The sequence below is a fragment of the Sphingomonas alpina genome (assembly GCF_014490665.1).
GTDB classification, from domain to species: Bacteria; Pseudomonadota; Alphaproteobacteria; order Sphingomonadales; family Sphingomonadaceae; genus Sphingomonas; species Sphingomonas alpina.
In genome coordinates this window covers 3,100,411-3,126,917 of the sequence record NZ_CP061038.1, presented here as the reverse complement: position 1 = coordinate 3,126,917, position 26,507 = coordinate 3,100,411, and the positions used below count along the sequence as shown (strand labels likewise).

23 protein-coding genes and 2 riboswitches are annotated in these 26,507 nt (G+C 63.8%); of the genes, 16 read left to right on the top strand and 7 right to left on the bottom strand.

Annotated elements, in window-relative coordinates:
• Positions 1-132: 132 nt before the first annotated feature.
• From H3Z74_RS24430 to H3Z74_RS14430, 10 genes are all read left to right on the top strand, one after another.
• Positions 133-1,356, top strand: coding sequence for a TonB-dependent receptor plug domain-containing protein (locus H3Z74_RS24430; RefSeq protein ID WP_229726591.1), 1,224 nt, complete (start codon positions 133-135; stop codon positions 1,354-1,356).
• On the top strand, positions 1,265-2,407 hold the full coding sequence (locus tag H3Z74_RS24425) for a TonB-dependent receptor plug domain-containing protein (protein ID WP_229726590.1): 1,143 nt from the start codon (positions 1,265-1,267) through the stop codon (positions 2,405-2,407). The genes H3Z74_RS24430 and H3Z74_RS24425 overlap by 92 nt, the downstream gene beginning before the upstream one ends.
• A gap of 10 nt (positions 2,408-2,417) precedes the next feature.
• Complete coding sequence (locus H3Z74_RS14465; protein ID WP_187760319.1) at positions 2,418-3,350, top strand: S1/P1 nuclease; 933 nt, start codon at positions 2,418-2,420, stop codon at positions 3,348-3,350.
• 78 nt (positions 3,351-3,428) lie between these two features.
• Positions 3,429-3,517, top strand: a riboswitch (glycine riboswitch).
• A riboswitch (glycine riboswitch) is annotated at positions 3,518-3,630 on the top strand. It abuts the riboswitch before it with no gap.
• A 57-nt stretch (positions 3,631-3,687) separates the two neighbouring features.
• Positions 3,688-4,854, top strand: a complete 1,167-nt coding sequence (gene gcvT / locus H3Z74_RS14460; protein ID WP_187760318.1) for a glycine cleavage system aminomethyltransferase GcvT — start codon at positions 3,688-3,690, stop codon at positions 4,852-4,854.
• 1 nt (position 4,855) lies between these two features.
• Positions 4,856-5,227, top strand: coding sequence for a glycine cleavage system protein GcvH (gcvH, locus tag H3Z74_RS14455; RefSeq protein WP_187760317.1), 372 nt, complete (start codon positions 4,856-4,858; stop codon positions 5,225-5,227).
• A 128-nt stretch (positions 5,228-5,355) separates the two neighbouring features.
• A complete protein-coding gene (gcvPA, locus tag H3Z74_RS14450) occupies positions 5,356-6,714 on the top strand; it encodes an aminomethyl-transferring glycine dehydrogenase subunit GcvPA (RefSeq protein WP_187760316.1) in 1,359 nt (452 codons plus the stop codon).
• Positions 6,711-8,279: an aminomethyl-transferring glycine dehydrogenase subunit GcvPB gene (gcvPB, locus tag H3Z74_RS14445; protein WP_187760315.1), complete on the top strand. Its 1,569-nt coding sequence runs from the start codon at positions 6,711-6,713 to the stop codon at positions 8,277-8,279. Before gcvPA ends, gcvPB begins: the two co-directional genes overlap by 4 nt.
• A complete protein-coding gene (locus H3Z74_RS14440; RefSeq protein ID WP_187760314.1) occupies positions 8,279-8,506 on the top strand; it encodes a hypothetical protein in 228 nt (75 codons plus the stop codon). The genes gcvPB and H3Z74_RS14440 overlap by 1 nt, the downstream gene beginning before the upstream one ends.
• A 182-nt stretch (positions 8,507-8,688) precedes the next feature.
• Positions 8,689-9,210: a CcdC protein domain-containing protein gene (locus H3Z74_RS14435; RefSeq protein ID WP_229726589.1), complete on the top strand. Its 522-nt coding sequence runs from the start codon at positions 8,689-8,691 to the stop codon at positions 9,208-9,210.
• A gap of 366 nt (positions 9,211-9,576) precedes the next feature.
• On the top strand, positions 9,577-10,218 hold the full coding sequence (locus H3Z74_RS14430) for a DUF938 domain-containing protein (protein WP_229726588.1): 642 nt from the start codon (positions 9,577-9,579) through the stop codon (positions 10,216-10,218).
• Positions 10,219-10,275: 57 nt separating this feature from the next.
• Here H3Z74_RS14430 and H3Z74_RS14425 read toward each other — a convergent pair whose 3' ends face one another.
• From H3Z74_RS14425 to H3Z74_RS14415, 3 genes are all read right to left on the bottom strand, one after another.
• Positions 10,276-11,469 (bottom strand): serine hydrolase domain-containing protein, encoded by a 1,194-nt coding sequence (locus H3Z74_RS14425; protein ID WP_187760312.1) that lies wholly within the window; start codon positions 11,467-11,469, stop codon positions 10,276-10,278.
• 154 nt (positions 11,470-11,623) lie between these two features.
• A complete protein-coding gene (locus H3Z74_RS14420; RefSeq protein WP_229726587.1) occupies positions 11,624-14,527 on the bottom strand; it encodes a TonB-dependent receptor in 2,904 nt (967 codons plus the stop codon).
• A gap of 404 nt (positions 14,528-14,931) precedes the next feature.
• The gene (locus H3Z74_RS14415) at positions 14,932-15,840 is read right to left on the bottom strand and encodes a DMT family transporter (RefSeq protein ID WP_390901761.1); all 909 of its coding nucleotides are present in this window, start codon (positions 15,838-15,840) and stop codon (positions 14,932-14,934) included.
• Positions 15,841-16,039: 199 nt separating this feature from the next.
• Between H3Z74_RS14415 and proS the strand changes: the two genes are divergently transcribed.
• A complete protein-coding gene (proS, locus tag H3Z74_RS14410; RefSeq protein ID WP_187760310.1) occupies positions 16,040-17,575 on the top strand; it encodes a proline--tRNA ligase in 1,536 nt (511 codons plus the stop codon).
• Positions 17,576-17,610: 35 nt separating this feature from the next.
• Here proS and H3Z74_RS14405 read toward each other — a convergent pair whose 3' ends face one another.
• Both H3Z74_RS14405 and H3Z74_RS24420 read right to left on the bottom strand, forming a co-directional pair.
• Positions 17,611-18,600, bottom strand: a complete 990-nt coding sequence (locus tag H3Z74_RS14405) for a PDZ domain-containing protein (RefSeq protein WP_229726586.1) — start codon at positions 18,598-18,600, stop codon at positions 17,611-17,613.
• Positions 18,588-19,427: a hypothetical protein gene (locus H3Z74_RS24420; protein WP_229726585.1), complete on the bottom strand. Its 840-nt coding sequence runs from the start codon at positions 19,425-19,427 to the stop codon at positions 18,588-18,590. Before H3Z74_RS24420 ends, H3Z74_RS14405 begins: the two co-directional genes overlap by 13 nt.
• Before the next feature lie 49 nt (positions 19,428-19,476).
• On the opposite strand from H3Z74_RS24420, the gene H3Z74_RS14400 reads away from it, so the two are divergent.
• Together H3Z74_RS14400 and H3Z74_RS14395 are read left to right on the top strand one after the other, a co-directional pair.
• A complete protein-coding gene (locus H3Z74_RS14400) occupies positions 19,477-20,235 on the top strand; it encodes a helix-turn-helix domain-containing protein (RefSeq protein WP_187760308.1) in 759 nt (252 codons plus the stop codon).
• A 176-nt stretch (positions 20,236-20,411) separates the two neighbouring features.
• Positions 20,412-20,648, top strand: coding sequence for a hypothetical protein (locus H3Z74_RS14395; RefSeq protein ID WP_187760307.1), 237 nt, complete (start codon positions 20,412-20,414; stop codon positions 20,646-20,648).
• A gap of 33 nt (positions 20,649-20,681) precedes the next feature.
• Here the strand turns inward: H3Z74_RS14395 and trhO are convergent, their stop codons facing one another.
• Positions 20,682-21,614, bottom strand: coding sequence for an oxygen-dependent tRNA uridine(34) hydroxylase TrhO (gene trhO, locus H3Z74_RS14390; protein ID WP_187760306.1), 933 nt, complete (start codon positions 21,612-21,614; stop codon positions 20,682-20,684).
• Between the two features lie 13 nt (positions 21,615-21,627).
• Complete coding sequence (gene glpD / locus H3Z74_RS14385; protein ID WP_229726584.1) at positions 21,628-23,097, bottom strand: glycerol-3-phosphate dehydrogenase; 1,470 nt, start codon at positions 23,095-23,097, stop codon at positions 21,628-21,630.
• A 308-nt stretch (positions 23,098-23,405) separates the two neighbouring features.
• Here glpD and rpsL point away from each other — a divergent pair, with 308 nt between their 5' ends.
• From rpsL to fusA, 3 genes are all read left to right on the top strand, one after another.
• On the top strand, positions 23,406-23,777 hold the full coding sequence (gene rpsL, locus H3Z74_RS14380) for a 30S ribosomal protein S12 (protein WP_019516007.1): 372 nt from the start codon (positions 23,406-23,408) through the stop codon (positions 23,775-23,777).
• Between the two features lie 49 nt (positions 23,778-23,826).
• Positions 23,827-24,297 carry a 30S ribosomal protein S7 gene (gene rpsG, locus H3Z74_RS14375; protein ID WP_183108987.1) on the top strand — a complete coding sequence of 157 codons (471 nt, stop codon included), beginning with the start codon at positions 23,827-23,829 and terminating at the stop codon, positions 24,295-24,297.
• 95 nt (positions 24,298-24,392) lie between these two features.
• Positions 24,393-26,468, top strand: coding sequence for an elongation factor G (gene fusA, locus H3Z74_RS14370; protein ID WP_187760305.1), 2,076 nt, complete (start codon positions 24,393-24,395; stop codon positions 26,466-26,468).
• Positions 26,469-26,507 lie beyond the last annotated feature (39 nt).

Genomic DNA, 26,507 nt, shown 5'->3' with positions numbered 1-26,507 from the left:
ACATGTGGCTCGCATAGCATCGTCGCGTGACGGTTCCGTTGCGTGGCGTGCAACATGGCGTGCGGCTTTGCGCGATACCGGTGCAGATCGCCCCGCGCTTATGGACCGCCCCGGAAATTCGGGGGATCGATCATGCGCATAACGCTCGCAACCATTGTGCTTGCCGCTTCGGTGGCGACGCCAGTTTTCGCCCAGGAAACTGGAGAAACGGGAGAGGCCGATATTCTCGTCGTGGGCACCCGCGCTTCAGGCCGACTGGTCGAGGAATCGCCATCGCCGGTCGATGTGTTCGACAGCGACGACCTTCAGGCACGGGGCCTGACCGACCTCAACCGCACGCTTCAGTATCTCGCGCCGTCGTTCAACTATCCACGCACCGCGACCGGCCCGTCGGGCGCGAATACCCGTGCCGCGACACTTCGCGGGCTCGCGCCCGACCAGGTACTGGTGCTGGTCAACGGCAAACGCTGGCATTTGTCGTCGGTGCTCAATTTCAACAATGTCGTCGGGCGCGGGTCGGTGCCTATCGATCTGGGTGCGATCCCGGTATCGGCGATCGAGCGGATCGAGATCCTGCGTGATGGCGCCGCGGCGCAATACGGCTCCGATGCGATTGCCGGGGTCATCAACATCACATTGCGGTCATCCGCCAAGGGCGGCTTTGCCAGCGTCCAATCCGGCATCACCGAAAAGGGCGATGGTCGAACGCTGATCGCTGCGGTCAACCATGGTTTTGCGATCGGGGATGGGGCGCTCAACCTTACCGCCGAGTTGCGCGACCGCGGTACGACCAATCGCGCGGGCGTAGACAGCCGCTACGGCCGCATCACCAGCGAGCAGGGCGACCCCAGGTCGCTCGACCTGAACCTGGCCGGCAGCTTCCGCCTGCCGATCGGCGCGGTCGAACTCTATGCCCAGGGCATCTACGACCATCGCCGCTCAACCAGCCCGGCGCAGTACCGTGCCCCAACCATCGCCCCGACCTTCTATCCGCAAGGATTCGTGCCGCACATCCGCGTCGATCTCGACGATGCCGGCGGTTCGGTCGGTGTCTCGGGCGACCTTGGTGCCTGGCGCTTCGATCTCAGCGATACGGTCGGCCTGAGTGACGCGACTTTCAACGTGTTCGACACGGTCAACACGTCGCTTGGTGCGGCTAGTCCGCGTGCCTTTGCGGGCGGCGGTGCGCGCTATTTCCAGAATGTGGCGAATCTGGATGTCAGCCGGAAGATCGACTTTGCCTCCGGGCTCAACCTGGCGGCGGGTGTGGAGCATCGCTACGAGACGTTCAAGCTGCGCCGGGGGGGGACCGGGATCCTATGTCGGGGCGGGCGCGCAGGGATTCCCCGGCTATAATCCACCGATCCCGGTCGATGAGAGCCGCCATGCCTTGAGCGTCTACGCCGATCTCGAGTTGAGCCCGATCCAGGGCCTGAACCTGGGCGCCGCCGTACGCCACGAACGCTATAGCGACTTCGGCGACGCGACCACCGGCAAGCTGAGCTTCTTTTACAAACCGGCGGAGGTGATCGCGTTCCGCGCCACCGTCTCGACCGGGTTTCGCGCGCCGTCGCTGCAGCAGCAATATTTCAGCACCGTCACCAGCCAGTCGAGCGGCGGGGTGCTGGTCAATATCGGTACCTTCGCCGTTTCCGATCCCGTAGCGGTCGCGCTTGGTGCCGCGCCGTTGCGCGAGGAGCGGTCGCGCAACCTTAGCGGCGGGTTGGTGCTCAAGCCCTTCAAGGGCCTGGTCCTGTCCGCCGATGTCTTCCATATCGAAATCGACGACCGCATCGCGCTGAGCGAGACTCTCAGCGGCCCGGCGGTCACGGCGATCCTGAAGGCGGCCGGCATCACCAATGCCTCGCAGGCGCGCTTCTTCACCAATGCGCTCGACACCACCACCAAGGGTTTCGAGATCACTGCCGACTGGACACAGCGCTTCGGCGGCATCCGTGCCAATGTCACCGCCAGCTATGCCCATGTCGAAACCAAGGTGGACCGGCTGGCGGTCAATCGCGTGATCCCGTCGCTGCCGCTGCTCGGTGGCCCCGCATTGCAATTGCTCACCGTCGCGCAGCCCGAGGAGAAGCTGACCCTTGCCGCGCGGATCGATGCCGGCGACTTCCGTCTCGGCGCCGATCTGGTGCGATTCGGGGCGTTCACCACCACCTCGGTGCTGACGCCGCAGACCTATGGCGCAGTGACGTCGATCGACCTCACCGCCGAACTCAAGGTCGACGAGCGCTTCCGCTTCGGCATCGGCATCCTCAACATGACCGACGCTTATCCCGACAAGACCGCGGAGCGGGGGCTGACGCAGGGCGGAGGGCTGCTGTACCCCGAGGCCGGCGCGATCGGCACCAATGGCCGCGAATTCTTCGCGCGCGCGACCCTGATCTTCTGAGAGGCGCGAGATGAGATCTTTACTCGCGTCGTTGATGATCGCTGCGATCGTTGCACCGGCACCGGCCAATGCTTGGAGCAGGCCCGGACACATGGTCGCCGCCGCCATCGCCTTTGATGAGTTGATGCGCGACGACCCGGCGGTGGTTGCGGAGATGCTACGGCTGCTGGCCGCACATCCGGATCCCGGGCCTTTCCAGGTGGCGATCGACCGAACCGAAGGTGCGGAGCGCGATCGCCGGCTGTTCCTGGAAACGGCGCGCTGGCCCGATGATGTGCGGGGCGGTCCGGACGATCATCCGACCTGGCACTACCGGCTGCGCGCCGTGGGCAAGGCCGACGGTGTCGCGACCAAAGGCTCGGGCGTCGAGGCGCTGGCTCTCAACCTCTCGGTCGCCCGCGATCCTCGCGCACCAGCGGCCGATCGTGCGGTTGCACTGTGCTGGATCCTCCATGTCGTGGCCGATCTCCATCAGCCGCTGCACAGCGCCGAGAGGATCGCGCCCGACTGGCCGCAGGGTGATGAAGGCGGATCCAAGGCGTTCGTGCGCGATTCGGTGACAGGCAAGCCGGTGTCGCTGCATTGGTTCTGGGACGATTCGGTAAGTCGCGACGGTTCTGCCGCAGCTGCATTTGTTCGGGCACATGATCTGGAAGCACGCTTTCCCCGCACCTCCTTTGCTGGGGCGCTGTCGCACCCGGTCGCTGCCTCCGACGCGAGCGAGCGCTGGCTTGCCGAGAGCCATGCGCTTGCGATCTCGGTGGCCTATCGCACCGACGCGCCGCAAGCGACCTCGGCGGCCACCGCCCAGCCGGTCGCGCCGGGCTATGCCGAGGCGGTCGTGCAGGTATCGGAGCGGCGAGTCGCGCTGGCCGGCTATCGTCTCGCCGATTTGTTGAAGACCGTGTTTGCGATCCAGCCGGATCATTCATCCGGCAATTGATGCGCGCACGCTCAAGACACGTTGACTCGGTTGCTGCACCGCGCCACACCGCATGTCGTCGATGCCGGGCAACCGGCATGGGCACGCGCGGGAGAGAGCCTTTCAATAGGCCGCCGAAGGAGCAACCGCCCCGGAATCTCTCAGGCAAACGGGACCGCGCGCGCCGATCGACACTCTGGAAAGCGGCCTGGCGGCGTTCGCCCGGCCCACCGAAGGGGTAAGCCGCGTCGCCGCGAGGTGACCGGTCAAAGCTCTCAGGTTCCGTGACAGAGGGGGCGGCGGATTGCGGCGCAGATTGGCGCTGTGGTGCGCCGTGGACCTTTGACGGAGATTCGGCATGAGCGACCAGACAGACGGCCCGGGAAGTGACGGGCCGGAAATCGAAACCCTGACGCTGCCGCTCGATGCTTGGCACCGCGATCGCGGCGCGCGGATGGTCGAGTTTGCCGGCTATCATATGCCGATCCAGTATGACGGTATCATGGCCGAGCATCTCTGGGTGCGCGAGAGCGCCGGCCTGTTCGATGTGTCGCATATGGGCCAGCTGCTGTTCACCGGCGAGGGCGCGGATGCCGCGCTCGAAGCGGTTTTGCCCGGCGATGTGAAGGGCCTGGGCGCGTCGCGCATGCGCTATTCGCTGCTGCTCGCGGAGAATGGCGGCATCCTCGACGATCTGATGGTCACGCGCCTGCCGGCAGGCAACAGCTTCGATGCCGATGGCCTGTATATGGTGGTCAATGGCGCAACCAAGTTCGACGACATTGCCTATCTGCTCGACCATCTTCCCGACGACATCACCATCAACCTGCTGGAAGATCAGGCGCTGCTCGCGCTGCAAGGTCCCAAGGCAGTCGAAGTACTGAGCCGGATCGTGCCGGGCGTCGAAGCGCTCGTGTTCATGACCTGCGCCGGGTTCGACTGGAGCGGTACGCCGCTATGGATCAGCCGTTCGGGCTATACCGGCGAGGATGGCTTCGAGATATCGGTCCCGTCCGAGGCCGTCGTTGCGCTGGCCGAGGCGCTGACCGCCGCGCCGGAGGTCAAGCCGATCGGCCTTGGCGCGCGCGATTCGCTGCGGCTTGAGGCCGGCTTGCCGCTCTATGGCCATGACCTCGACGCCGAGACCACGCCGGTGATGGCCGATCTTGGCTTCGCTCTGTCGAAGCGCCGCCGCGAAGAGGGCGGCTTCAAGGGCTATGACCGGATCATGGCAGAGCGCGAGCAGGGTGCGATCGTCAAGCGTGTCGGCCTGAGCGTCGAAGGCCGCCAGCCAGTGCGCGAAGGCGCCGCCGTGGTCGACGTCGAAGGCACGGAAGTCGGCAAGGTGACGTCGGGGGGCTTTGCGCCAAGCGTCGGGGCACCGATTGCGATGGCGTACGTTCCAACCGCCATGGCAACGCCGGGCACCACCATCCAGATCGCGCAACGCGGGAAGGTCCATCAGGCGACCGTTACTGCGATGCCATTTATTCCCCACCGCTACGTCCGCACAGGAGGCAAGTGAGATGAGCCGTTACTTTACCGAAGACCATGAATGGATCGACGTCGATGGCGACATCGGCACCGTCGGAATCAGCGACTATGCCCAAAGCCAGCTCGGCGATATCGTGTTCGTCGACGTGCCCGAAGAGGGCAAGGAACTGACCAAGGGCGACGAGGCCGCAGTGGTCGAGTCAGTCAAGGCAGCGTCCGATGTCTATGCGCCGGCCAGCGGCACGGTGCTCGAGGGGAATGACGACCTCGCCGACACGCCCGGGCTGGTCAACGAGGATCCCGAGGGCGATGGCTGGTTCTACAAGATCACGCTGTCGGATCCGAGCGAGCTCGAGAGCCTGATGGACGAGACGGCTTACGCGGCGTTCGTCGCCAAGCTTTGATCTGATCTTCCCCTCTTGCTTGCGGGAGGGGTAGGGGTGGGCTCGCGCTCTCCTCTGACGTTTCGCCCGGATTGGCCGGGCGCCCACCCTCCGGTCCCCTCCCGCAAGCGGGAGGGGAGGAGTTGCCAATGCGCTATCTTCCCCTGACCCAGTCCGACCGTGAGGCGATGCTCGCCGTGATCGGCGCCGCCTCGATTGACGAGCTTTTCGTCGATGTGCCGGGCGTCGCCCAGCTCGATGGCCCGATCCACGGCCTGCCGCTTCACGCGAGCGAACTTGCGGTCGAACGGCACATGACCGCGCTTGCGCGCAAGAATGTCGCCGCCGGGGACGGGCCCTTCTTCCTCGGCTGCGGCGCGTACAAGCATCATGTGCCGGCCTCGGTCGATCACCTGATCCAGCGCGGCGAGTTCCTGACCGCCTATACGCCGTACCAGCCCGAGATCGCGCAGGGCACGCTGCAGATGCTGTTCGAGTTCCAGACCCAGGTCGCGCGGCTGCTCGGCACCGACGTTGCCAATGCGTCGATGTATGATGGCTCGACCGCCTGCTGGGAGGCGATCGTGATGGCGCGGCGCATCACCAAGCGCGGCAAGGCCTTGCTCTCCTCCGGCCTGCATCCGCATTATGTCTCGGTCGCCAAGACGATGGCCAAGTTCACCGGCGACGTGCTCGACACCTCGGTGCCGACCTTGACCGCCGAGAGCGATATCGACCAGCTGATCGCCTCGATCGACGGCGATACCTCCTGCGTCGTGGTGCAATATCCCGATATCCTTGGCCGCATCGCCGACCTGTCGGCACTGGCCGATGCCTGCCATGCCAAAAAGGCACTGCTGATCGCGGTGGTGACCGAGCCGGTCGCACTTGGCGCGATCAAGTCGCCGGGTGAGATGGATGCCGATATCGTCGTCGGCGAAGGCCAGTCGATCGGCGTCGGGCTGCAGTTCGGCGGGCCCTATGTCGGTCTGTTCGGCTGCAAGGAGAAATATGTCCGCCAGATGCCGGGACGGCTGTGCGGCGAGACGCTCGATGCCGATGGCCGGCGCGGCTTCGTGCTGACGCTGTCGACGCGGGAGCAGCATATCCGGCGCGAAAAGGCGACCTCGAACATCTGTACCAATAGCGGCCTGTGCGCACTGGCTTTCTCGATCCACATGACACTGCTCGGCGAAGCGGGCTTGCGCGCACTCGCCGAGACCAATCATGCCGGCGCATCGGCGGCGGCGGATCGCCTGGCGCAAGTGCCGGGAGTCGAGCTGGTGACGCCGGCCTTCTTCAACGAATTCACCATCAAGCTGCCGCAGGAGGCGCGTCCCGTCGTTCGGACGCTGGCCGAGCGCGGTATCCTCGCCGGCGTCTCGCTCGGGCGGCTCTATCCGGGCGAGGCAGATCTCGCCAACGGGCTGGTCGTGGCGGTGACCGAGACGACGACGACGGAGGATGTCGAAGCCCTGGCGGTCGCGCTGCAGGAGGTGCTGGCATGACGATCAACGCGAGCGGCTGGCGTCCCGAAACGCCTGTAGTCGGCAACAGCACGGCGCCGACCTTTACCGGCAACAAGGGGCTGATGCTCGAAGAGGCGCTGATCTTCGAGATCGGCTCGGCCGAAACGACTGGAGTCGAAGTGGCGCCGCCGGTCGAGGCCCCGTCGCGTCTCGGCACGCTGGGCCGGGCCAAGCCGATCGGCCTTCCCGGCCTCGCCGAGCCCGAGGCGGTGCGCCATTATACGCGTCTGTCGCGGCAGAATTACGCGATCGACCTCGGCCTGTTCCCGCTCGGGTCGTGCACGATGAAGCACAATCCGCGGCTCAACGAGAAGATGGCGCGGCTGCCCGGTTTCGCTGATGTCCATCCGCTCGCGCCGGTCGATACGGTGCAGGGCGCGCTCGAGGTGATCCATCAGCTCGCGCACTGGCTGGTTACGCTGACCGGCATGCATTCGGTCGCGATGAGCCCCAAGGCCGGCGCGCATGGCGAGCTGTGCGGCATCCTGGCGATCCGCGCCGCGCTCGAAGCGCGCGGCGAGGGACATCGCAAGACCATCCTGGTGCCGGAAAGCGCGCATGGCACCAACCCGGCGACTGCTGCCTTTGCCGGCTATGCGGTAGAGGATATCCCGGCGACCGCCGAAGGTCGGGTCGACCTGGCGGCGCTGACCGCGCGGCTCGGGCCGGACGTGGCCGGGGTGATGATCACCAACCCCAATACCTGCGGCCTGTTCGAGCGCGACATGCGCGCAATCTCCGACGCAGTGCATGCGGCGGGTGGGCTGGTCTATTGCGACGGTGCGAACTTCAACGCGATCGTCGGGCGCGTCCGTCCGGGCGATCTCGGCATCGATGCGATGCACATCAATTTGCACAAGACCTTCTCCACGCCGCATGGCGGCGGCGGACCGGGCTCGGGGCCGGTGGTGTTCTCCGAAGCGCTGAGCCCCTATGCGCCGCTGCCGTTCGTCGAGCAGACGAGCGACGGCTTCCGTCTGGTCGAGGAGGAGACCGCCGATGAGCATCATGACCATAGCTTTGGCCGGATGGTCGCGTTCCAGGGCCAGATGGGCATGTTCACCCGCGCCCTGACTTATATCCTCAGCCATGGTGCCGACGGGCTGCGCCAGGTCGCCGAGGATGCGGTGCTCAACGCCAATTACGTCCTGCGCTCGCTCGATTCGACGCTCGACGCGCCGTTCGGGGCGTCGGGGCCTTGCATGCATGAAGCGCTGTTCTCGGATTCGAACCTGGCCGAAGGCTTCTCGACGATCGATGTCGCCAAAGGCTTGATCGACGAGGGCTATCATCCGATGACGATGTACTTCCCCCTGGTCGTCCACGGCGCGATGCTGGTCGAGCCGACCGAGACCGAGAGCAAGGCGGCGCTCGATCAGTTCATTGGTGCGCTGCGCAGCGTGGCAGAACGGGCCAAGGCAGGCGATGTTGCGCTGAAGTCCGCGCCGCACTTCGCCCCGCGCAGCCGGCTCGACGAGACGCTGGCGGCGCGCAAGCCGGTGCTGGTGTGGAAGGATCCCGAACTGGCGGTGGCCGCGGAATAATGCCGAAAGGCTGCCTGGTCGGCCTTGGCTTTGTCGGCGGCGCGGTTGCGGGCTATCTTGCCTGTTTCCTCGCCTATCTGTTCTGGACCGTCGTGCTCGGCGGGTTCGATCGCGAGGGTGCCTGGGCGATGGGCATCGCATTTGGGATCGGCCCGTTTGTCGCATTGCTGTCGGGGATTTCGGTTGCGCTCTGGATCGGACTGCGCAAGCGGCGTAGAGCGAACTAGCGGCGTCGGCTTGGGAATCACTTTTCCCCGTTCGGGCTGAGCCTGTCGAAGTCCAGTCCTTCCTTCGGAGGTCAGTCTTCCTTCGAAGAAAGAACGGCCCTTCGACAAGCTCGGGGCGAACGGACGAGAGTGGATCAACTCGGTTCGAAACCGCTCCAGCGGCGTTCTTCCCCGGGGGCAAGATGCAGGTTCAGACGGTCCATCCCAATCAGCTGATGACCTATGCGATCACTGGTGTGGTCGTCGCGATCGTCCTGTTTTTCCGTATCCGCCGAATGAGCCGGGCACGACCGCTGAAGCTGGAGCGGCTGTGGGTCATGCCGGCCATCTATCTGCTCTTCGCGATCTTCGTCCTGTGGCAGGTCCCGCCCGCCGGGATGACGTGGCTCTATTGCGCTGCGGCGCTGCTGCTCGGTGCGGCACTGGGCTGGCAGCGCGGCAAGATGATGCGGATCAGCGTCGATCCGGAGACGCACGCGCTCAATCATCAGCCATCGCCTGCCGCGATCCTGTTCATCGTCGCGCTGATCGCGATCCGCTTTGCCGTGCGCGAGGCAGCGCAGATCGGCGGATCGACGCTGCACATCAATACATTGATGGTGACCGATGTGCTGATTGCGATGGCGCTCGGCTTGTTCGCGGCGCAGCGGCTCGAGATGTATCTGCGCGCCACGCGGCTGTTGCAGGCGGCGCGCGCTGCCTGAAAGCGAGACAACTGCGCCCCTGTTTCCCCTGTTATCGGCATGAGTGATTTTTTAACGCGATAACAGGGGCGAGAGTTGGATTTTTGCGGTAGATTTTCGATCTATATTCAATGGCTTGATGAGGTTCGCCCCTGTTATCGAATAACAGGGGGACAAAAAGTAAAAACAGGCCCCTGTTTCCACCGGAACAGGCCGTTGCATTCTCTGCTTTGATTTCATGATGAGAAAGAGCGGCTGGAGCGTTCGGGCAGGAACTCCAGCGGCGCAATATTGGCATGGCCGATAGCCATATTGAATCGGCTTCCCGCGGCTTTCATGGCAAGGCCATCGCGGGACGAGACGTCGTCCAGCAAAGCGGGGATGCCAGTGACGCAAGAAACCGATGCACAGCCCTGGATCGTGGCGGATGTCGATGTGGATGTGCGCAAACATGCGCCGGCGACGCTGCGCAACCGCGAGGCGATCGCGGCGGCGCTGCGCAAGGTGCTGCCGATGACCGGGCTGGTGCTGGAGATCGCAAGCGGATCGGGCGAGCATTGCGCCTATCTCGCCACCGTCTTCGACCATCTCGAATGGCAGCCGAGCGATCCCGACGCGGGCGGCCGGGCATCGATCGCGGCGTGGTGCGACGGTCTCGCCAATGTTCGCCCGCCGGTCGATCTCGACGCCGCCGCACAGGACTGGCCGGTCGCGCGCGCCGATGCGATCCTGTGCGCCAACATGGTCCATATCAGTCCCTGGCAGGCGACACTCGGCCTGCTGGACGGGGCGGGCCGCGTCCTGCCCACGCGCGGGCCGCTGATCCTCTACGGACCCTATCTGCGCGACGGCCATCCGACCGCACCCAGCAACGAGGCGTTTGACCAGTCGCTCAAGAGCCGTGACCGGAGCTGGGGCCTGCGCCGGGTCGAGGATGTCGCAGTCGCGGCCGGGCACCATGGCCTTGTCCTTGGCGAGATCGTCGAGATGCCCGCGAACAACCTGACCCTGGTCTTTCGCCGGGATTGAATTCCGGCCCGGGAATTCACCCGGACCGGAAGACGGCTCTCCAAGGATTCCGACTCGTTAGGGATTCAGGGCGTCGAGGATCAGCGGCTGGAGCTGTTGTTCCAGCGTCACTGCCTTGGTCGAGCCGCTGAGCAGGACGCGGGTCGCGATCAGACCGTAATAGCCATGCTCGCGGTCGATCCAGCCGAGCCAGCCATTGGCGCCGGGCGAGGAATTGATCTTCGCCGTGGCGCAGGGCCGGGCCGGCTGACCGGCGGGTGGCGTATCGTCGCACTCGACGAACGATCCGATCGCATATTGCCAGGTGCCGTGCCCGTCGCCGTCGCCCGGGACATAGGGCCGGGGAAGGCCAATCGTGCGCGCACCGGTGAAATCGTCCATGTCAGTGATGAAGCTGGTGCCGAGAAATGCCTGGAGCATCTTGGCATAGTCATAGGCACTGGATTGCGCGCCGCCGGCGATCCACGGATTGGCGGCGCTGGCCTTGGTATATTTGGTCTTGGTCATACCGAGCGGCGTGGTGAGATATTCTGCGAACAAGCTGTTGAAGCTCTTGTTGCCGGCCTTTTCGAGCATCGCCGCGGCGACCTGCATATGGTGTGGACCATAGGAGAAGGCGGCGCCCGGGGCCGTGTCGACGCCTTGATTATGGATCGTCTGAGCGCAGCTTTGCAGCGTGTAGAGCAGGCCGTTCGAGACGCAGCCGCCCGCCAGCGGGCCGGCGTTGAAGCCCGATCGCATCGACATGAGATGGTCGAGAGTCATCGTGCGCCGGTTGTCGCTGGGGTTGGTGGTCCAGAAGGTCAGATATTGCTGCGGATGATCGCCGAGATTGGCCTTGCCCGCCTGGACCATGCGTATCGCCATCGCTGCGAACAGCCATTTCGATCCCGAGGCGAGGTCGGTCGCCGCATTGGGATCGAAATTGCCCTTGGTATGAACGTGCAGGATGCCGTCGGCATCGCCGATAATCAGCGTCATGTTGGGAATGACCGACGCATCGACCGCGCCATCGACGGTGGCGAAATCGGCTGCGGTCAACGCGCTTGCCGAGGTCGCCTGCGCTTTTACATGCCGGGCCTGGACGCTGTCGGGCCCGGAGGCAGATTGGGTGGTACCCGGTACCACCCTCAGGACGATTTCGCCCGATCCCTCCGCATTCGGGCTATAGCCGGTCAGCGCCAGGGCCCCGACCGCTGCACTTGCCGCGGCACCGGCAGCAAGAAAGCCCCGTGCTCTGCTTTTCGACATCTCCATCTCCTCGATTGTGACTGCACTCGACAGGCTCGCGGAAACGCGAGTCGCCCGGCGCTGAAACCGAAGGTATCGGAAAGCGAAAAAATTATCGATAATTTATGCACCGGACCAGCGATCGGCAAATCGCTGGTCCGGGTCGATGATCGAATCAGAAGTTGACCGTTGCACCGAAGAATATCGTCCGCCCGAGCGGGTCGTACACGCCGGGATAAGTGTTGCCGTTTCCAAACAAGGATAGAAGGCCCGCGTCGATCGCCGGCGGATCCTTGTCGAACAGATTGTTCACGCCCATGCGGAGCTTGAAGGACTTGGCCACAGCGATCGTCCCGGCCAGATCGAAATAGCTATAGGGGGCGATCCGGTCGTTCACCACGGACGAGCCGTTGACCTTGGTCGCGCCAATATAGCGCCAGGACAGCGACAGCGTCGCATCCTGCGGCAGTGCCCAGGTGGTTCGCAAGACATGGCGCCATTCCGGCAAAGGCTGGCCGCAGGTCGGGCCATAGAGGCCCTTGCAGTCATAAGTGCCAAGGCCAGGCAGGGGCTGGGCAATCCGGTTGATCAGATAAGTGCCGACCAGGTTGAAATTGAGCTTGCCGAGGCCGCCCAGACCCAATGTGTAATCGGTGATGACGTCGATCCCCGATGTCTTGAGATAACCGGTGTTGAGCGTCGTCGAGACGATATAGCCGTCCGTTCCGAAGATCGCGCCGCTCCGGGGGTCGCGGTGAAACAGGCCGCAATAGAATGGATCCTGCGTTTCCTGGCACTGGTCGATGATCAGCGCGGGGTCGATCGGACTGATATAGTTTTTCACCTTGATGTTGTAATAATCGACCGAGAGAGAGAAATTGCGGATCTGTTCGGGGGTCAGCACCAGGCCGATCGTATAGGTATCGCCGATTTCCGGCTTCAGGGCCAGATTGCCGCCACCGAGCGCCGAGCAGACATCGGATGGACAGTCGATTATATGGCCATATTGCGCGGGGGTGACGCCAGTCAGCGCGCAGGTTGCCGCGCTGGCCGAGGGTGTTGCGCCTGAACATGGATCCACCGCCGCGACATTGCCTACCTGCTGCGAGGCGAATAATTCGCCGATATTGGGCGCCCGAATGGCATGATTGTAGCTTGCGCGCAGACGCAGCATTTCGATTGGACGCCAGGTCAGCTCGCCCTTGTACGTCCATACGTTGTAGCTGGATCCGAAACCCGTCGATCCTTGCGAATTCTTGTAGGCGGAATAGCGCGCCGCACCGTTGAGCGTGAGTTCGCGGAAAAACGGCTTGTTCTGGACAAGCGGCACTTCGAGTTCGCCATAACCCTCGATCACGCGGATGCTGCCATCGGCATCGGTCGTGCCGCCCTGCTTGGCGACATCGTCAGCGGTAAATTTCAGCGTCTCGAGCCTGTGCTCCGCGCCCAGCACCAACGAGATACCGCGTGAGGCCCAGGGACTGGTCAGGCCATAATTGCCGAGATCGCCGGTAATCGTGCCTGAAAACACCGTCTGGCGGTTACGGCCGGCGGTATTGCTCGGGCTGAACAGATAGGCGGCCTGATCGGCGGTCACGCCATTGGCCTGGAACACATTGACCGGCACGCACGACCTGTCGGTGCCGTCCACCACCGAGCGGCAGGTCGGAGTGCCGCCGACGTTGACTACATCCAGCGCCCGCTGCGCCTTCACATTGTCGACATTGTTGAGATAGGTTTCGTCGAAATTCACCCGTGAATGCAAATAGTTGAAGTCGTAGCTCAAGCCGTTCGCAATCTCGCCGCGAATGCCGGCGGTCCAGCGATAGTCCTGATGCCGGAGATCGTCGCGGCGCGGCGCGATCGCCAGCCGATAGCCGATCAGCGTGGGCTGCAAGCCGGCACTCCCGGCATTGGCACCGCACAGTGCGCTGGCCTGGCTGCTGCTCAGCATCGGGCTGTTGCACGGCACGTTGAACGTGGTGCCGAGAAATAGTGCCGATGGCGCGGCCTGCGAGAACGTATGATCCCGCATGAACATGAAGCTGCCATAGACCTCGGCCGCCGGGCTGAACTTGAACTTCGCGAAGGCGCCGGCCGAGTAGCGATTGTCCGAACGCTGGAAATAATTCGTCGGCGCATAATTATAGGCGAAGCTATTGTCATACGGCACCCAGTTCGGACTGCCGTCCTTCGCATTGGTGAGCGTGATACCCTGATTTGGTCCGGCCAACGGGGCGAATGTGCCATAGGGCGTGTTGCTGGACCCCCCGCAAGTCAGTGCTGTCCGCGGCGCGTCGATCGACTGCAATGCGCAAGCGGACACGTCGCGATTCGACTGCAATACAGGGTCGAAATGACGATAGCCTGCGTACATCGTGATATTGCCGCGGCCGTCGGCGAAATTCTTGCCGAACGCGATATTCAGGTCCTGCTTGCCGCCATCCGCAACTTTTCCCGGCGCCAGGTCGAAGCCGCGGGCGCGCACGATCGAACGAACTGCTTCATTGTTGTTGTCGTGTTGCGCGAAGCCGACTTGCGCATCGGCCCTGAAGCCGTCGAGATTATCCTTCAGGATGAAATTGACGACGCCCGACAACGCATCTGACCCATAGACCGCCGATGCGCCGCCGGAGACCACGTCGATCCGCTCGACCAGCGCGCTGGGCACGAAATTCAGATCGATCGCCTGTTGGGGCAGGAGGCGCTGGCCGTTGAGCAGAACCAGTACGCGGTTCGAGCCCAGGTTGCGCAAATTGACGTTCGATGTGCCGTCCGAGCCGTTGGACACGTTCTCGTTCGAATCCGCGGTGAACTGCGGCAGGCGATTCAGCACGCTCTCGACCGTCGTGGCGCCCTGATACTGAATTTCCTGGCTGCCGACGATCGTCAGCGGGCTGTTGCTTTGCAGATCGGGACGGCGGATCCGCGTACCGGTAACGACGATGTCGCTTGCCTGCTCGCTGGCTCCAGAGGCGGGGTCCTCCGACGGCGTTGGCGCGACCTGGGCCATTGCACTCGTCGACAGCAGCGACGTCACCAAGGCAGCGGAAACCGCCGCGAACTTTCCCTTTGTCACGTTTAGCCCTCCAATTTTTTTCCTCTGCCAGAACATTATGCCGAACCGGCCCAATGAGCAAATTATTTTATACGATATACGACATCCGGTATATACTCCGGCCTAAGAGGCCGATGGTTCTTGATCGCGTTTCCCCAGAAATCCGCGTCATGCGATCTGTGATTCGATCGGCTCGGCGCCGCCCGGCCTCCGTCGCCAGGAGGGTGCACAGCGGTGCGGCGACAGAGAGAGCAGGCTGCTTCGACTTGCCGGGACAAGGGGCTGCCGCGCCTTGCAATATTGGCTTGGCCAGCTCCGCAGCGGCTCATTGCAAGGGTGGTTCAGGATCAACCCGGCTGATCAGAAGATGGTATACAATCTGGCCGCGTTGTTTTTGGGCAGATCCAGCCGGAGAACGAGCGAGCCTAGATCTGCGGCACCGTTTCGAGGGTCAATTGAGTGCGGCGAAGATGTTCGCGCCAGACGATATACATGCCGCTCAGGATGATGATTGGTGCCCCGACCCAGGTCCATTTGCCCGGCAGCGCGCCGAACAGCAGCCAGCCATAGGCTGTCGCCCATAACAGGCTGGAATAATCCATCGGCACGACCACCGAGACGGGACCGAGGCGTAGCGCCGACGTCATCGCGAGTTGGGCGATGCCGCCGATCACGCCGACCGCCAGCAGCATGACCCAGACGATCGCGGCATGTGGCTGCACGACGAAGGCGTAGACGATGCCGAGCGGGATCAGCGACAAGGTGGAGAACCAGAATACCGTGGTCATCGTGCCTTCGGTACGCGAAATCTGGCGCAGCAGGATCGAGACGCTGGCGGTGAGAAGTGCCGCGGCCAAGCCACTGATCGCGCCCCAAAGCGGAAAATGCCCGCCGCCCGGCTGCGCCACGACCAGTACGCCGGCAAAGCCCGCCGCTACCGCAACCCAGCGGTGCCAGCCGGTCGGCTCGTGCAGGATCAGGGCGCCAAGGATCGTCGCGAAGATCGGCATCGTGAAGCCGAGCGTGGTCGATTCGGCGAGCGGCAACATCAGGATCGCGGTGAAGGTGCAGGCCATTGCGCTGAGCCCGAGCACTGCGCGCGCGATATGAGCAGGCAGGCGCTGCGTCGCGACCGATTTAAGCCCTGGCCCGCCGGCTATGATCGCCACCAGCAGGATCGCCGCGCCGAATTGCCGGAAGAACAGGATCTCGCCGAGCGTCGCGCCGCGTGCTTCGGCCAGTTTGATGACCGCATTCATGCTCGCGAACAGCGCAGCGGATAGCAGGCGCATCGCAATGGCGGGAAGGATGCGGTCGCTGGTGTCGGCCATCATTCCCTTCTTTCCAGCTGCCGTGTGTGAGGGGGCTATGAGGAAGGGGGGAGCCGGAGACAAGGCTGGACTTGGTCGGCAGAATGACCACCGTCATGCTGAAACAAGTTCGGCATGACAGCAGCTTTTCTGGGTGCGCTGTTTACCGATCGAACAAGTTCCGGGTGACGAGATTGTCCAATGCGGGTAATCGCCCGCAATCATGATCAAACGCGCACTCCCCGTCACCCGTGAGGCGGACTTTTCCGCCTGGTATCAGTCCGTCATTTCGGAAGCCGATCTCGCCGAGGAATCGGGCGTGCGCGGCTGCATGGTCATCCGGCCATGGGGCTATGGCATCTGGGAGCGGATCCAGCGGCTGCTGGACGACCGGATCAAGGCGACGGGTCACGAGAATTGCTATTTCCCGTTGTTCATCCCGCTGTCCTATTTCGAAAAGGAAGCCGAGCATGTCGAGGGCTTCGCCAAGGAAATGGCGGTGGTCACGCATCACCGACTGATCTCGGATGGGAAGGGCGGATTGACGCCGGACCCCAGCGCGAAGCTGGAAGAGCCCCTGGTTGTGCGGCCGACATCGGAGACGGTGATCGGTACGGCGTTCGCGCGCTGGATCCAGTCGTGGCGCGATCTGCCGGTGCTGATCAATCAATGGGCGAACGTCGTGCGTTGGGAAATGCGCACGCGCATGTTCCTGCGCACCAGCGAATTCCTCTGGCAGGAAGGGCATACCGCCCATGCCACCGCCGCCGAAGCGCGCGAAGAGACGCTGAAGATGCTCGAAGTCTATCGCAGCTTCGCCGAGGATTGCCTCGCGCTGCCGGTCGTCGCAGGCGAGAAGCCGGAGAATGAGCGTTTCCCCGGTGCGGTCGCGACCTATTCGATCGAGGCGATGATGCAGGACGGCAAGGCGCTTCAGGCCGGCACCAGCCATTTCCTCGGCACCAATTTCGCGCAGGCGCAGAATATCCGGTTCCAGAATGCCGCGGGCGAACTGGAGCTTGCCAACACGACAAGCTGGGGCGTGTCGACGCGGATGATCGGCGGCGTGATCATGGTGCATGGCGACGATGACGGGTTGCGCGTGCCGCCGCGCATTGCGCCGTGGCAGGTGGTGATCGTGCCGATGCTGCGCGACACCGATGAGGACGCTGCGCTGATCGACTATTGCAAGGCATTGCAGGCTGACCTCGCCAAGCTGTCGGCGCTGGGCGAGCCGGTGCGTGCGCTGCTCGATCTCAAGCCTGCCAAGGCGGCGACCAAGCGCTGGGGCTGGGTCAAGAAGGGCGCGCCGATCATTCTCGAGGTCGGCGGGCGCGATATGGCCGGCGGCAATGTCTCGGTGATCCGCCGCGACCGGCTGTATCGCGAGGACGGCAAGCTCGACAGCGCAGCAGTCGCGCAGGAGGCGTTTACCGCTGGAGCGGCGGCAATGCTTGAAGAGATACAAGGCGCGCTGCATGTCGAGGCCAGGCAGCGGCTGGAGGCGAATATCGCGCGCGACGTGACCGATTTTACCGGGATCGAGCGCGCCTTTGCCGAGGGCGTGAAGAATCCCGGTTGGGTCGAGGTGCAATGGTCGAAGCCGACCGGCCCGGGGCTGGACAAGGTGGTCGAGCGGCTGAAGGCGTTGAAGCTCACTGTGCGCAACGTGCCGAGCGATGCGGCGGCAGCCGATGGTCCCTGCGTGTTCACCGGCGATCCGGCGGTCGAGCGCGTGCTGGTCGGGCGCGCTTATTGACGGTCTGCTCGGGATCGCCGCGCGGTCGCAACTCCCTAGTCGGGAATGAGGTCGCGTGGCTGCACGGTTGTGACGCCCTCCGCACCGGCGCGGAGGTAGCGGATCGTCACGGGGGTCGTGATCGGCGCCAGTTTCAACGATCGCCGCATCTCCGATAGCGTGCGGTCCCTGTATGAGACATCGCCAATCATGGTGACGCGGTCGCCGGCCCGCAGCCCTGCCTGATCGGCGGGGCCGCCGGGCAGCAGGTCCATGATCTCCAACCCGTCGGGGCGGGCGTTGAGCCACATGCCGGCGCGATCGAAGCGCCCGGTGTCGGGATCGATCCGGGCGAGCGGCTTCAGATACAGGGTCCGGCGGGCATAGTCGAAGGTGGTGACGAAGCGTTTGAGCAAGCCGCTGCCGACGTTGCCGCCATAGGCCGCGTCGCTGAACGATCCGCGTTTGGCGGCGCTGAGCCCGATGATCGGGCGGGGTACGACGACCGGACCGAGCGCGACGGCGCGTGCACGCACGGTATAGGTGCGCGACGGCCCGCCGACGCCCCAGCCGGTGGTCATCGTCACGCCCCCGGGATACCGGCTGCGCAGATCATGGGCGGCGACGAACGGGCTTGTGACTGTCACTTCGTCCCGCGCGCCGGTGTCGATGTCGAGGCGCGTGGCGCGCCCGTCGATGGCACCGTCGATTTGCGGCATATCGATATAGAAGCGCATCGGCACGGCGGTTCCGAATGACTGCCGTTCTGCAGGTGTGACACGGTCGGGATCGATCAGGGTCATCGCCGCCGCGCCATAGTCGATCATCACGACGAAGCGTTCGAGAAATTCCGAGCCGAGCATGCCGCCCAGTTGCAGCCCCTCGACATCCGCCGGCGCGAATTCGAGGGTGATGATAGTCTTGTCGCGCAGTATCGCGCCGCCGGCGGCGATTTCCCGAACGCTGGTATAGCCGCTGCTGACCGTCTTCTCGCCAGCACCCGACGATGACCCCTTGCCCTGGTTCTGCAGGTTCAGCGCTGCCACCGTCGAAGGGGTGAGGATATTATGGCCGCCGGTATCGACGATAAAGGGAAGGGGCCCTGACCGTCGATCTTCACATCGACGATGATATGATTGTTGAGCAGCCGGAACGGGAGCGTCACGCGCCCGGCGGCGGGAAGTTGCCAGTCGGCCGGATTGCCCTGCGGCATGGCAAAGGCGGCGGCTGGGCGGGCGGGGGATATGGAGGCGTCCTGCAGAGTCAGGGTCTCGCGGCTTGCCGGATCGTCGCCATGGATCGTGTCGATCCGGGTCGGCAGCAGGAGTGCGGCGCGGCGCCGATAGTCCGAATAGCTGATCTCGACCATGTTTGCGAAGCTGCGCATCTCGCGGATCTTGAGGAGCAGATGCGTGGTCGGGTCGAACCATGCCTCGAATGGCTTGCCGCCCTTGGGCACGACCCGGATCGCGCCGCATCCGATCGATTGGATCGTCGCGCCGCCGCGATCGCTTCGCCACCACAGGTTGGCGTTGCGATAGGCGTCGTTGACCGCCAGTTCGTGCCGGTCACCCCCGGCCTGCGGTTTCACGAAGCCGGACAGGTCGCGAAGCCAGGCCTCCCGGCCATCGAAACCATCCGAGCCGTTCACGATACCGGTGCGCTGGTCGTTGGCGAACCTGCCGGTGGAGAGGTCGATGGTCGTGGTGGTTTCCCCCTCCAGGCCGCTGCTGCGATACGCGTAGCGGCTGGTGAGCGTTCCGCCGGGCGTGCCGGATGCGGCGACCGCGGTGCGGTTGGCGTCGAGGAGCCGGCCGGGATCGGACTCGGATGTGCAGGGAGTCGCGGCGGCCAGGGCAAGGAACATCAACATGTGCGGACCATCTTTTGCTTCGGATGCGCCGCTGCTAGCCTTGACGGCAATGCCGGGTCTTGAACCAATTGAACATGCATGCTGCGGTCATGGTCCACCGATCCCGCCGCGGATCCGGCATCCCGGCGGGCAGGTGCTCGACCGCCACCGCCATGGTGGCGCGTTTGCCGCACTGCTTCTTGCCGGAAGCTATGTCGAGGCGGGAGATACCGGACGGCACCGCGTGCAGGCCGGCGACGTCATCATCCATCAGGCTTGGGAAAGCCATATCGATCGGTTTCACCCCCGGGGTGCGGAAGTGCTTACCCTGCCGCTGGCGGAACTCGGCCCGGTTCCGGCGCTGGGGCGCGTCGCCGATGTCGATGCGATCGTGCGGCTGGCCGAGCATGACCGTGTGGCCGCCGCGGGGCTGCTCCTGACCCGGCTGGTCGCGGTGAGTGCGCCACCCGAGGACTGGCCCGATCTCCTCGCCGGCGATCTGCTGGCCGATCCGGGGCTGTCGATCGGAGACTGGGCGCAGGCACGGCAGCTGCACCCGAGCAGCATTGCGCGCGGGTTTCGTCAGCAATTCGGAATCACGCCCGCCGGGTTTCGGTTCAATGCGCGGACGCATAATGCATTGCGCGACATTCGTGGTTCGCACGACACGCTTTCGGGAATAGCGGCAAAACACGGCTTCGCGGACCAGGCCCATATGACACGGGCAACGCGCATGATCACTGGATTGCCGCCCGGCCGGCTCCGCCCGAGCCGGCCGGATCATGCCTGTGGTGCGGCGCGGGGTGCCGACGGTCCGTGCACGCACTGAGATAAGCAGGATTCATGTTCGGCACGGCATCCCGGAACAACCGCCAATCGCCACATGTCGCCGCATAAATATGGGCTGGTGATCGTTTTCGGGACAAGGCGCCACCACCTGTCCAATTCTTCCAATCCCGAGTTGCAGCTTGCCGTTATGGCCTTTTTCCGAAAGGAGCGCGGATCATGCTTTGGAACAGGGCGAAATGTCTCGTCGGCAAGCATGAGCGCGCCGGACGGCTCGCGCATTTCGACGGCGAGATATTCGTATCGCGGTGCAAATATTGCGGCATCGGCATGGCCAAGGATTTCGAGCGCGGCTGGATCGTGGCCGATACCGCTCATGGTGCGAAAGGCGATCCGACCAACACGGCGTTGTTCCTTCCGGCTGATGCGGGCATGAGCGCGCCACGCGACAGATAGGGCGGGCGCACGCCGCGCCGATTGAACGCCACGTCAGGACTTGTCGATCAGCACTGCGCCCACATGGGTTTCGCCGCGCGCTGCGGCGAGCAATTCCTGCTTGTGCCGTTCGGCATAGCCTGCGCGCTGCGCCGTATCACGCTTGGCGTGGCAAGCGGGGCAACTGATGCCCTCGACATAAAGCGGTGACTGGCGATCCTCCGGGCTGACGGGCATGCGACAGCCATGGCACAATGCGTGCGTGCCGATGTCGAGGCCGTGCGTTACCGCGACGCGCTGGTCGAAGACAAAGCATTCGCCCTCCCAGCGGCTGTCGGCGGCGGGCACCTCCTCGAGATATTTCAGGATGCCGCCGTCGAGATGATAGACCTCCTCCAACCCTTCTGCCTTGAGAAAGGCGGTGGCTTTTTCGCAGCGGATGCCGCCGGTGCAGAACATCGCCACCTTCGGTTTCTCCCCGCCGCCAAGTAGCGCGTCTCGGTTGGCGCGGAACCAGGCGGGAAATTCGCTGAAGCTGTGCGTCTTCGGGTCGATCGCGCCGGCGAAGCTGCCGATCGCGACTTCGTAATCGTTGCGCGTGTCGATCACGATCGTGTCGGGCCGGTCGATCAGCGCGTTCCACTCGGCCGGCTTCACATAATGGCCGACATCCGTGAGCGGATCGATATCGGGTTCGCCCATCGTCACGATCTCGCGCTTGAGCCGGACTTTCATGCGGTGGAACGGCATAGCCTCGGCATGGCTGTCCTTGACCTCCAGGTCGGCGCAGCCAGGCAAAGTGCGAACATGCGCCAGCACCGCCTCGATCGCATCGGGCGCGCCGGCGATGGTGCCGTTGATTCCTTCGCGGGCGAGCAGCAGCGTGCCCTTGACCGCGCCTGCCGTGCACAGCTCAAGCAAGGGCGCGCGCAAGGCAGTCGGATCGGGGAAGCGGGCAAAGCGGTACAGGGCAGCGACTCGAATCATCGGAAAGCGTCATTCAACCTGGAAACGCATTCGTCCACCATGTTGCGAAGCCTTCACGTTGTTCGGGCGTCAGATGCAGTCCGATCTTGCTCCGCCGCATCAGCGCGTCTTCCGGTGCGCGCGCCCATTCGCGGTCGTGCATCCAGCGTGCCTCGACTTCGGTCAGACCGTCGCCGAGATCGGTGCCCATCCCGGCCTCGTCTGCGATACCGGCGAGCATCTCGGCGAGCAGTTCGCCATAAGCATGGGCCATCCGCACCGATCGTGCCTCACCAAGGAACGGCCAGCGTTTGCGGACGCTTGCGAGAAGTGCGTCCCAGCCCTGTGCGCTGGCGCCTGGAAACAGGCGGTCGCGGGTCACGTGGCGCTCCTTGAACCCGAGCGGGTCGGCGAGCTTGCCCAGGGCTTCCTCGGCGAGATGCCGCGCAGTGGTGATCTTGCCGCCGAACACCGAGAGCAGGGCAGGGCCATGAGTGTCGAGTTCGAGCACATAATCGCGCGTCACCGCCTTCGCCTCGCTTGCGCCATCGTCGTAAAGTGGGCGCACGCCCGACCAGCTCGAGGTGACGCCCGCGGGCGTGATCTGGGCGATGAAATGCCGGTTCACCGCGTCGCAGAGATAGGCAATCTCGTCATCCGAAATGACCGCATCCTCCGGTCGGTCGACCGGGATGTCGGTGGTGCCAATTTCGGTAAAGCTTTCCTGATAGGGGATGGCGAAGACGATGCGTCGGTCGGGCTGTTGCAGCATATAGGCATGGTCGCCCTCGAACAGGCGCGGCACGACGATATGGCTGCCCTTCACCAGCCGCACGTCCGACTTCGCGTCGACGCCGAGCTTGCCGAGCATCTGGTGGACCCAGGGGCCGGCGGCGTTGACCAGCGCGCGCGCCGTAACAGTGCGGCCGTCGGACAGTGCCGCCTGCCACAGATCGCCGTCGCGCCGGGCCGAGTCGAGCGTGGTGCGCACCGCGATCTCCGCACCATTGTCCGCGGCGTCCATCGCGTTGAGCATGGTGAAGCGCGAATCATCGACGAACGCATCGGAATAGACAAAGCCTCGGTCACCGCCCTGGAGCGGTGCAACATAGGCGGTGTCACTTTTGCGCAGACCGCGCGAGCGCGGCAGCGAAATCCGGCCGCCGAGGAAATCGTAGAGGTAGAGGCCGAGCCGTACCATCCACCACGGTCGTACCGCGTTTTCCTGCGGTAGAACGAAGCGCATTGGGCGGATGATATGCGACGCCGCCTTGACCAGCCGCTCGCGTTCCCGAAGCGCTTCGGCGACCAGCTTGAAATCATAATATTCAAGATAGCGCAGCCCGCCATGGATCAGCTTGGTCGAGGCCGACGAAGTATGAGCGGCGAGATCGTCGCGCTCGACCAGCAGCACCTTGAGTCCGAGCAGCGCCGCCTCGCGCGCGATCGCGCAGCCATTGATGCCGCCGCCGATAATAAGGAGATCGTATGTCACCGTTGTCATATTCTCATTCATAGCGGTGTGTGCCGAACTTGTCGAAGCGCTGCCCTGCTCTTGAAAGAAGAGCCGTGCTTCGGCAAGCTCGACGCGGACGGAAAGTGCCGGCCGCTTCGGCCACGCTCGCCATTGACCGCCCCCGAGTCGGCCTGTATAGGCGCCGCTGCCCCGGAGGACCCGTTCCCCCTGGGCTGCTTGAACATTGCTGGATGCATTCCAGGGCCAAGGGAGGCGATATGCTTTCCGATGGTCCTTTTTGTATTCTTAGGCGCTTCGGCTCCAGCAAAGTAACCATTTGAAAGGTGAAGGCTTCAATGCCGACGATTAACCAGCTGGTCCGCAAGGGCCGCGATCCGCAGAAGGCCAAGTCCAAGGTCCCTGCAATGGAGCAGAACCCGCAGAAGCGCGGCGTTTGCACCCGTGTCTACACCACCACCCCGAAAAAGCCGAACTCGGCGTTGCGCAAGGTTGCCAAGGTCCGCCTGACCAACCAGCGCGAAGTCATCAGCTATATCCCGGGTGAAGGCCACAACCTGCAGGAGCACTCGGTCGTGCTGATCCGCGGCGGTCGCGTCCGCGATCTTCCCGGCGTTCGCTACCATGTGCTGCGCGGTGTGCTCGACACACAGGGCGTGAAGGATCGCCGCCAGTCGCGTTCCAAGTACGGCGCAAAGCGTCCGAAGTAAGCCGGTCGATCTATTCGACCAACAGGCTGAAGTTTAGAAGGAAATTGAAATGGCACGTCGTCGTCGCCCAGAAAAGCGTATCATCCTGCCTGATCCCAAATATGGTGATGAGGTTCTGTCCAAGTTCATGAATTCGGTCATGCTGGACGGCAAGAAGTCCGTCGCCGAGCTGATCGTCTACGGTGCGTTCGAGACCGTCGAGCAGCGCGCGAAGAAGGACCCGCTCAGCGTGTTCCACGACGCGCTCGCCAATGTGAAGCCGGGCATCGAAGTCCGCAGCCGCCGCGTCGGTGGTGCGACCTATCAGGTCCCGGTCGAGGTGCGCCCCGAGCGCGCCCAGGCATTGGCGATCCGCTGGCTGATCAATGCGGCACGCGCCCGCAGCGAGCACACGATGGCCGCACGGCTGTCGGGCGAGTTGATGGATGCGGCGAACAATCGCGGCAACGCGGTCAAGAAGCGTGAAGACACGCATCGCATGGCCGAAGCCAACCGCGCCTTCTCGCACTACCGCTGGTAACAGCCGCTACCGGTCTTTTGCCGGTAACACCGACTACCTATATCGGGCGGGCCGGGGCGTAAGTCCCGGCTCCTCCACATTCCAAGGAACCGATCATGGCCCGCAGCCATCCGCTCTCGATGTATCGCAATATCGGCATCATGGCTCACATCGATGCCGGCAAGACGACGACCACCGAGCGCATCCTCTATTACACCGGCAAGTCCTACAAGATCGGCGAAGTGCATGAAGGCACGGCGACGATGGATTGGATGGAGCAGGAGCAGGAGCGCGGGATCACGATCACGTCGGCTGCGACCACGTGCTTCTGGAACGATCACCGCATCAACATCATCGACACCCCCGGGCACGTCGACTTCACCATTGAAGTCGAGCGTTCGCTGCGCGTGCTCGATGGCGCGGTTGCTTGCTTCGACGGCGTTGCCGGTGTCGAGCCGCAATCCGAGACGGTGTGGCGTCAGGCCGAGAAGTATCACGTGCCGCGCATGTGCTTCATCAACAAGCTCGACCGCACCGGTGCGAACTTCAACATGTGCGTACAGATGATCAAGGATCGTCTGGGTGCGCGTCCAGCCGTGCTGTATCTGCCGATCGGCCTGGAGAGCGATTTCAAGGGCCTGGTCGACCTGGTCGAGAATCGTGCGATCATCTGGCTCGAAGAGTCTCTCGGTGCGAAGTTCGAATATCGCGACATTCCCGCCGACTTGGCCGACGAAGCAGCAACCGCGCGCAGCGAGCTGATCGAAATGGCCGTCGAGCAGGACGACGACCTGATGGAAGCGTATCTGGAAGGCACCGAGCCGACCACCGCGCAGCTCAAGGCACTGATCCGCAAGGGCACGCTGAACTTCTCGTTCGTGCCCGTGCTGTGCGGCTCCGCGTTCAAGAACAAGGGCGTGCAGCCCTTGCTCGACGGCGTGGTCGACTATCTGCCGTCGCCGCTGGACATCAAGGACGTCGAAGGGCTCAAGCTCGACGGCGAGACCCCCGACACGCGTCCGCCGGAAGACGATGCGCCGTTCTCGGCGCTGGCGTTCAAGATCATGAACGATCCGTTCGTCGGCACGCTGACCTTCGCGCGTATCTATTCGGGCAAGCTCGAAACCGCGTCGCAGGTGATGAACTCGGTCAAGGACAAGAAGGAAAAGGTCGGCCGCATGCTGCTGATGCATGCCAATGACCGCGAGGACATCCAGGTGGCCTATGCCGGCGACATCGTCGCTCTGGCGGGCCTGAAGGACACCACGACCGGTGACACGCTGTGCGCCATCAACGCGCCGATCATCCTTGAGCGGATGGAATTCCCGGACCCCGTCATCGAGGTCGCTGTGGAGCCGAAGACCAAGGCCGACCAGGAAAAGATGGGCATCGCGCTCAATCGCCTCGCTCGCGAAGATCCGTCGTTCCGCGTGACCTCGGACATCGAGAGCGGCCAGACCATCATCAAGGGCATGGGCGAGCTCCATCTCGAGATTCTGGTCGATCGCATGAAGCGCGAGTTCAAGGTCGAAGCGAATGTCGGCGCGCCGCAGGTGGCGTATCGCGAGTATCTCGCGAAGCCGATCGAAATGTCCTACACCCACAAGAAGCAGTCGGGTGGTTCAGGTCAGTTCGCCGAGATCAAGATCAAGGTCATTCCCGGCGAGCGCGGTTCGGGCTTCGTCTTCTCCGACCAGATCAAGGGCGGCAACGTCCCGAAGGAATATATTCCTTCGGTCGAGAAGGGCATGCGCGAAACGGCTGAAACCGGATCGCTGATCGGCTTCCCGATCATCGATTTCGAAGTGCAGCTGATCGACGGTAAATACCATGACGTCGATTCGTCGGCGCTGGCATTCGAAATCTGCGCGCGTGGCGCGATGCGTGAAGCGGCCCAGAAGGCCGGCATCAAGCTGCTCGAGCCGATCATGAAGGTCGAGGTCGTGACGCCCGAGGATTATCTCGGCGACGTGATCGGCGATCTGAACAGCCGTCGTGGCCAGATCCAGGGCACCGACAGCCGCGGCAACGCGACTGCGGTGGAGGCGATCGTGCCATTGGCGAACATGTTCGGCTATGTGAACCAGCTCCGCTCGTTCAGTCAGGGCCGGGCGCAGTACACGATGCAGTTCTCGCATTATGACGAAGTGCCCGCGAATGTTGCCGAAGAAGTGAAGGCTAAGCTGGCGTAACTTGAAATAGGTCGTTAAGGGGCCGCGTTCGCGTGGCGC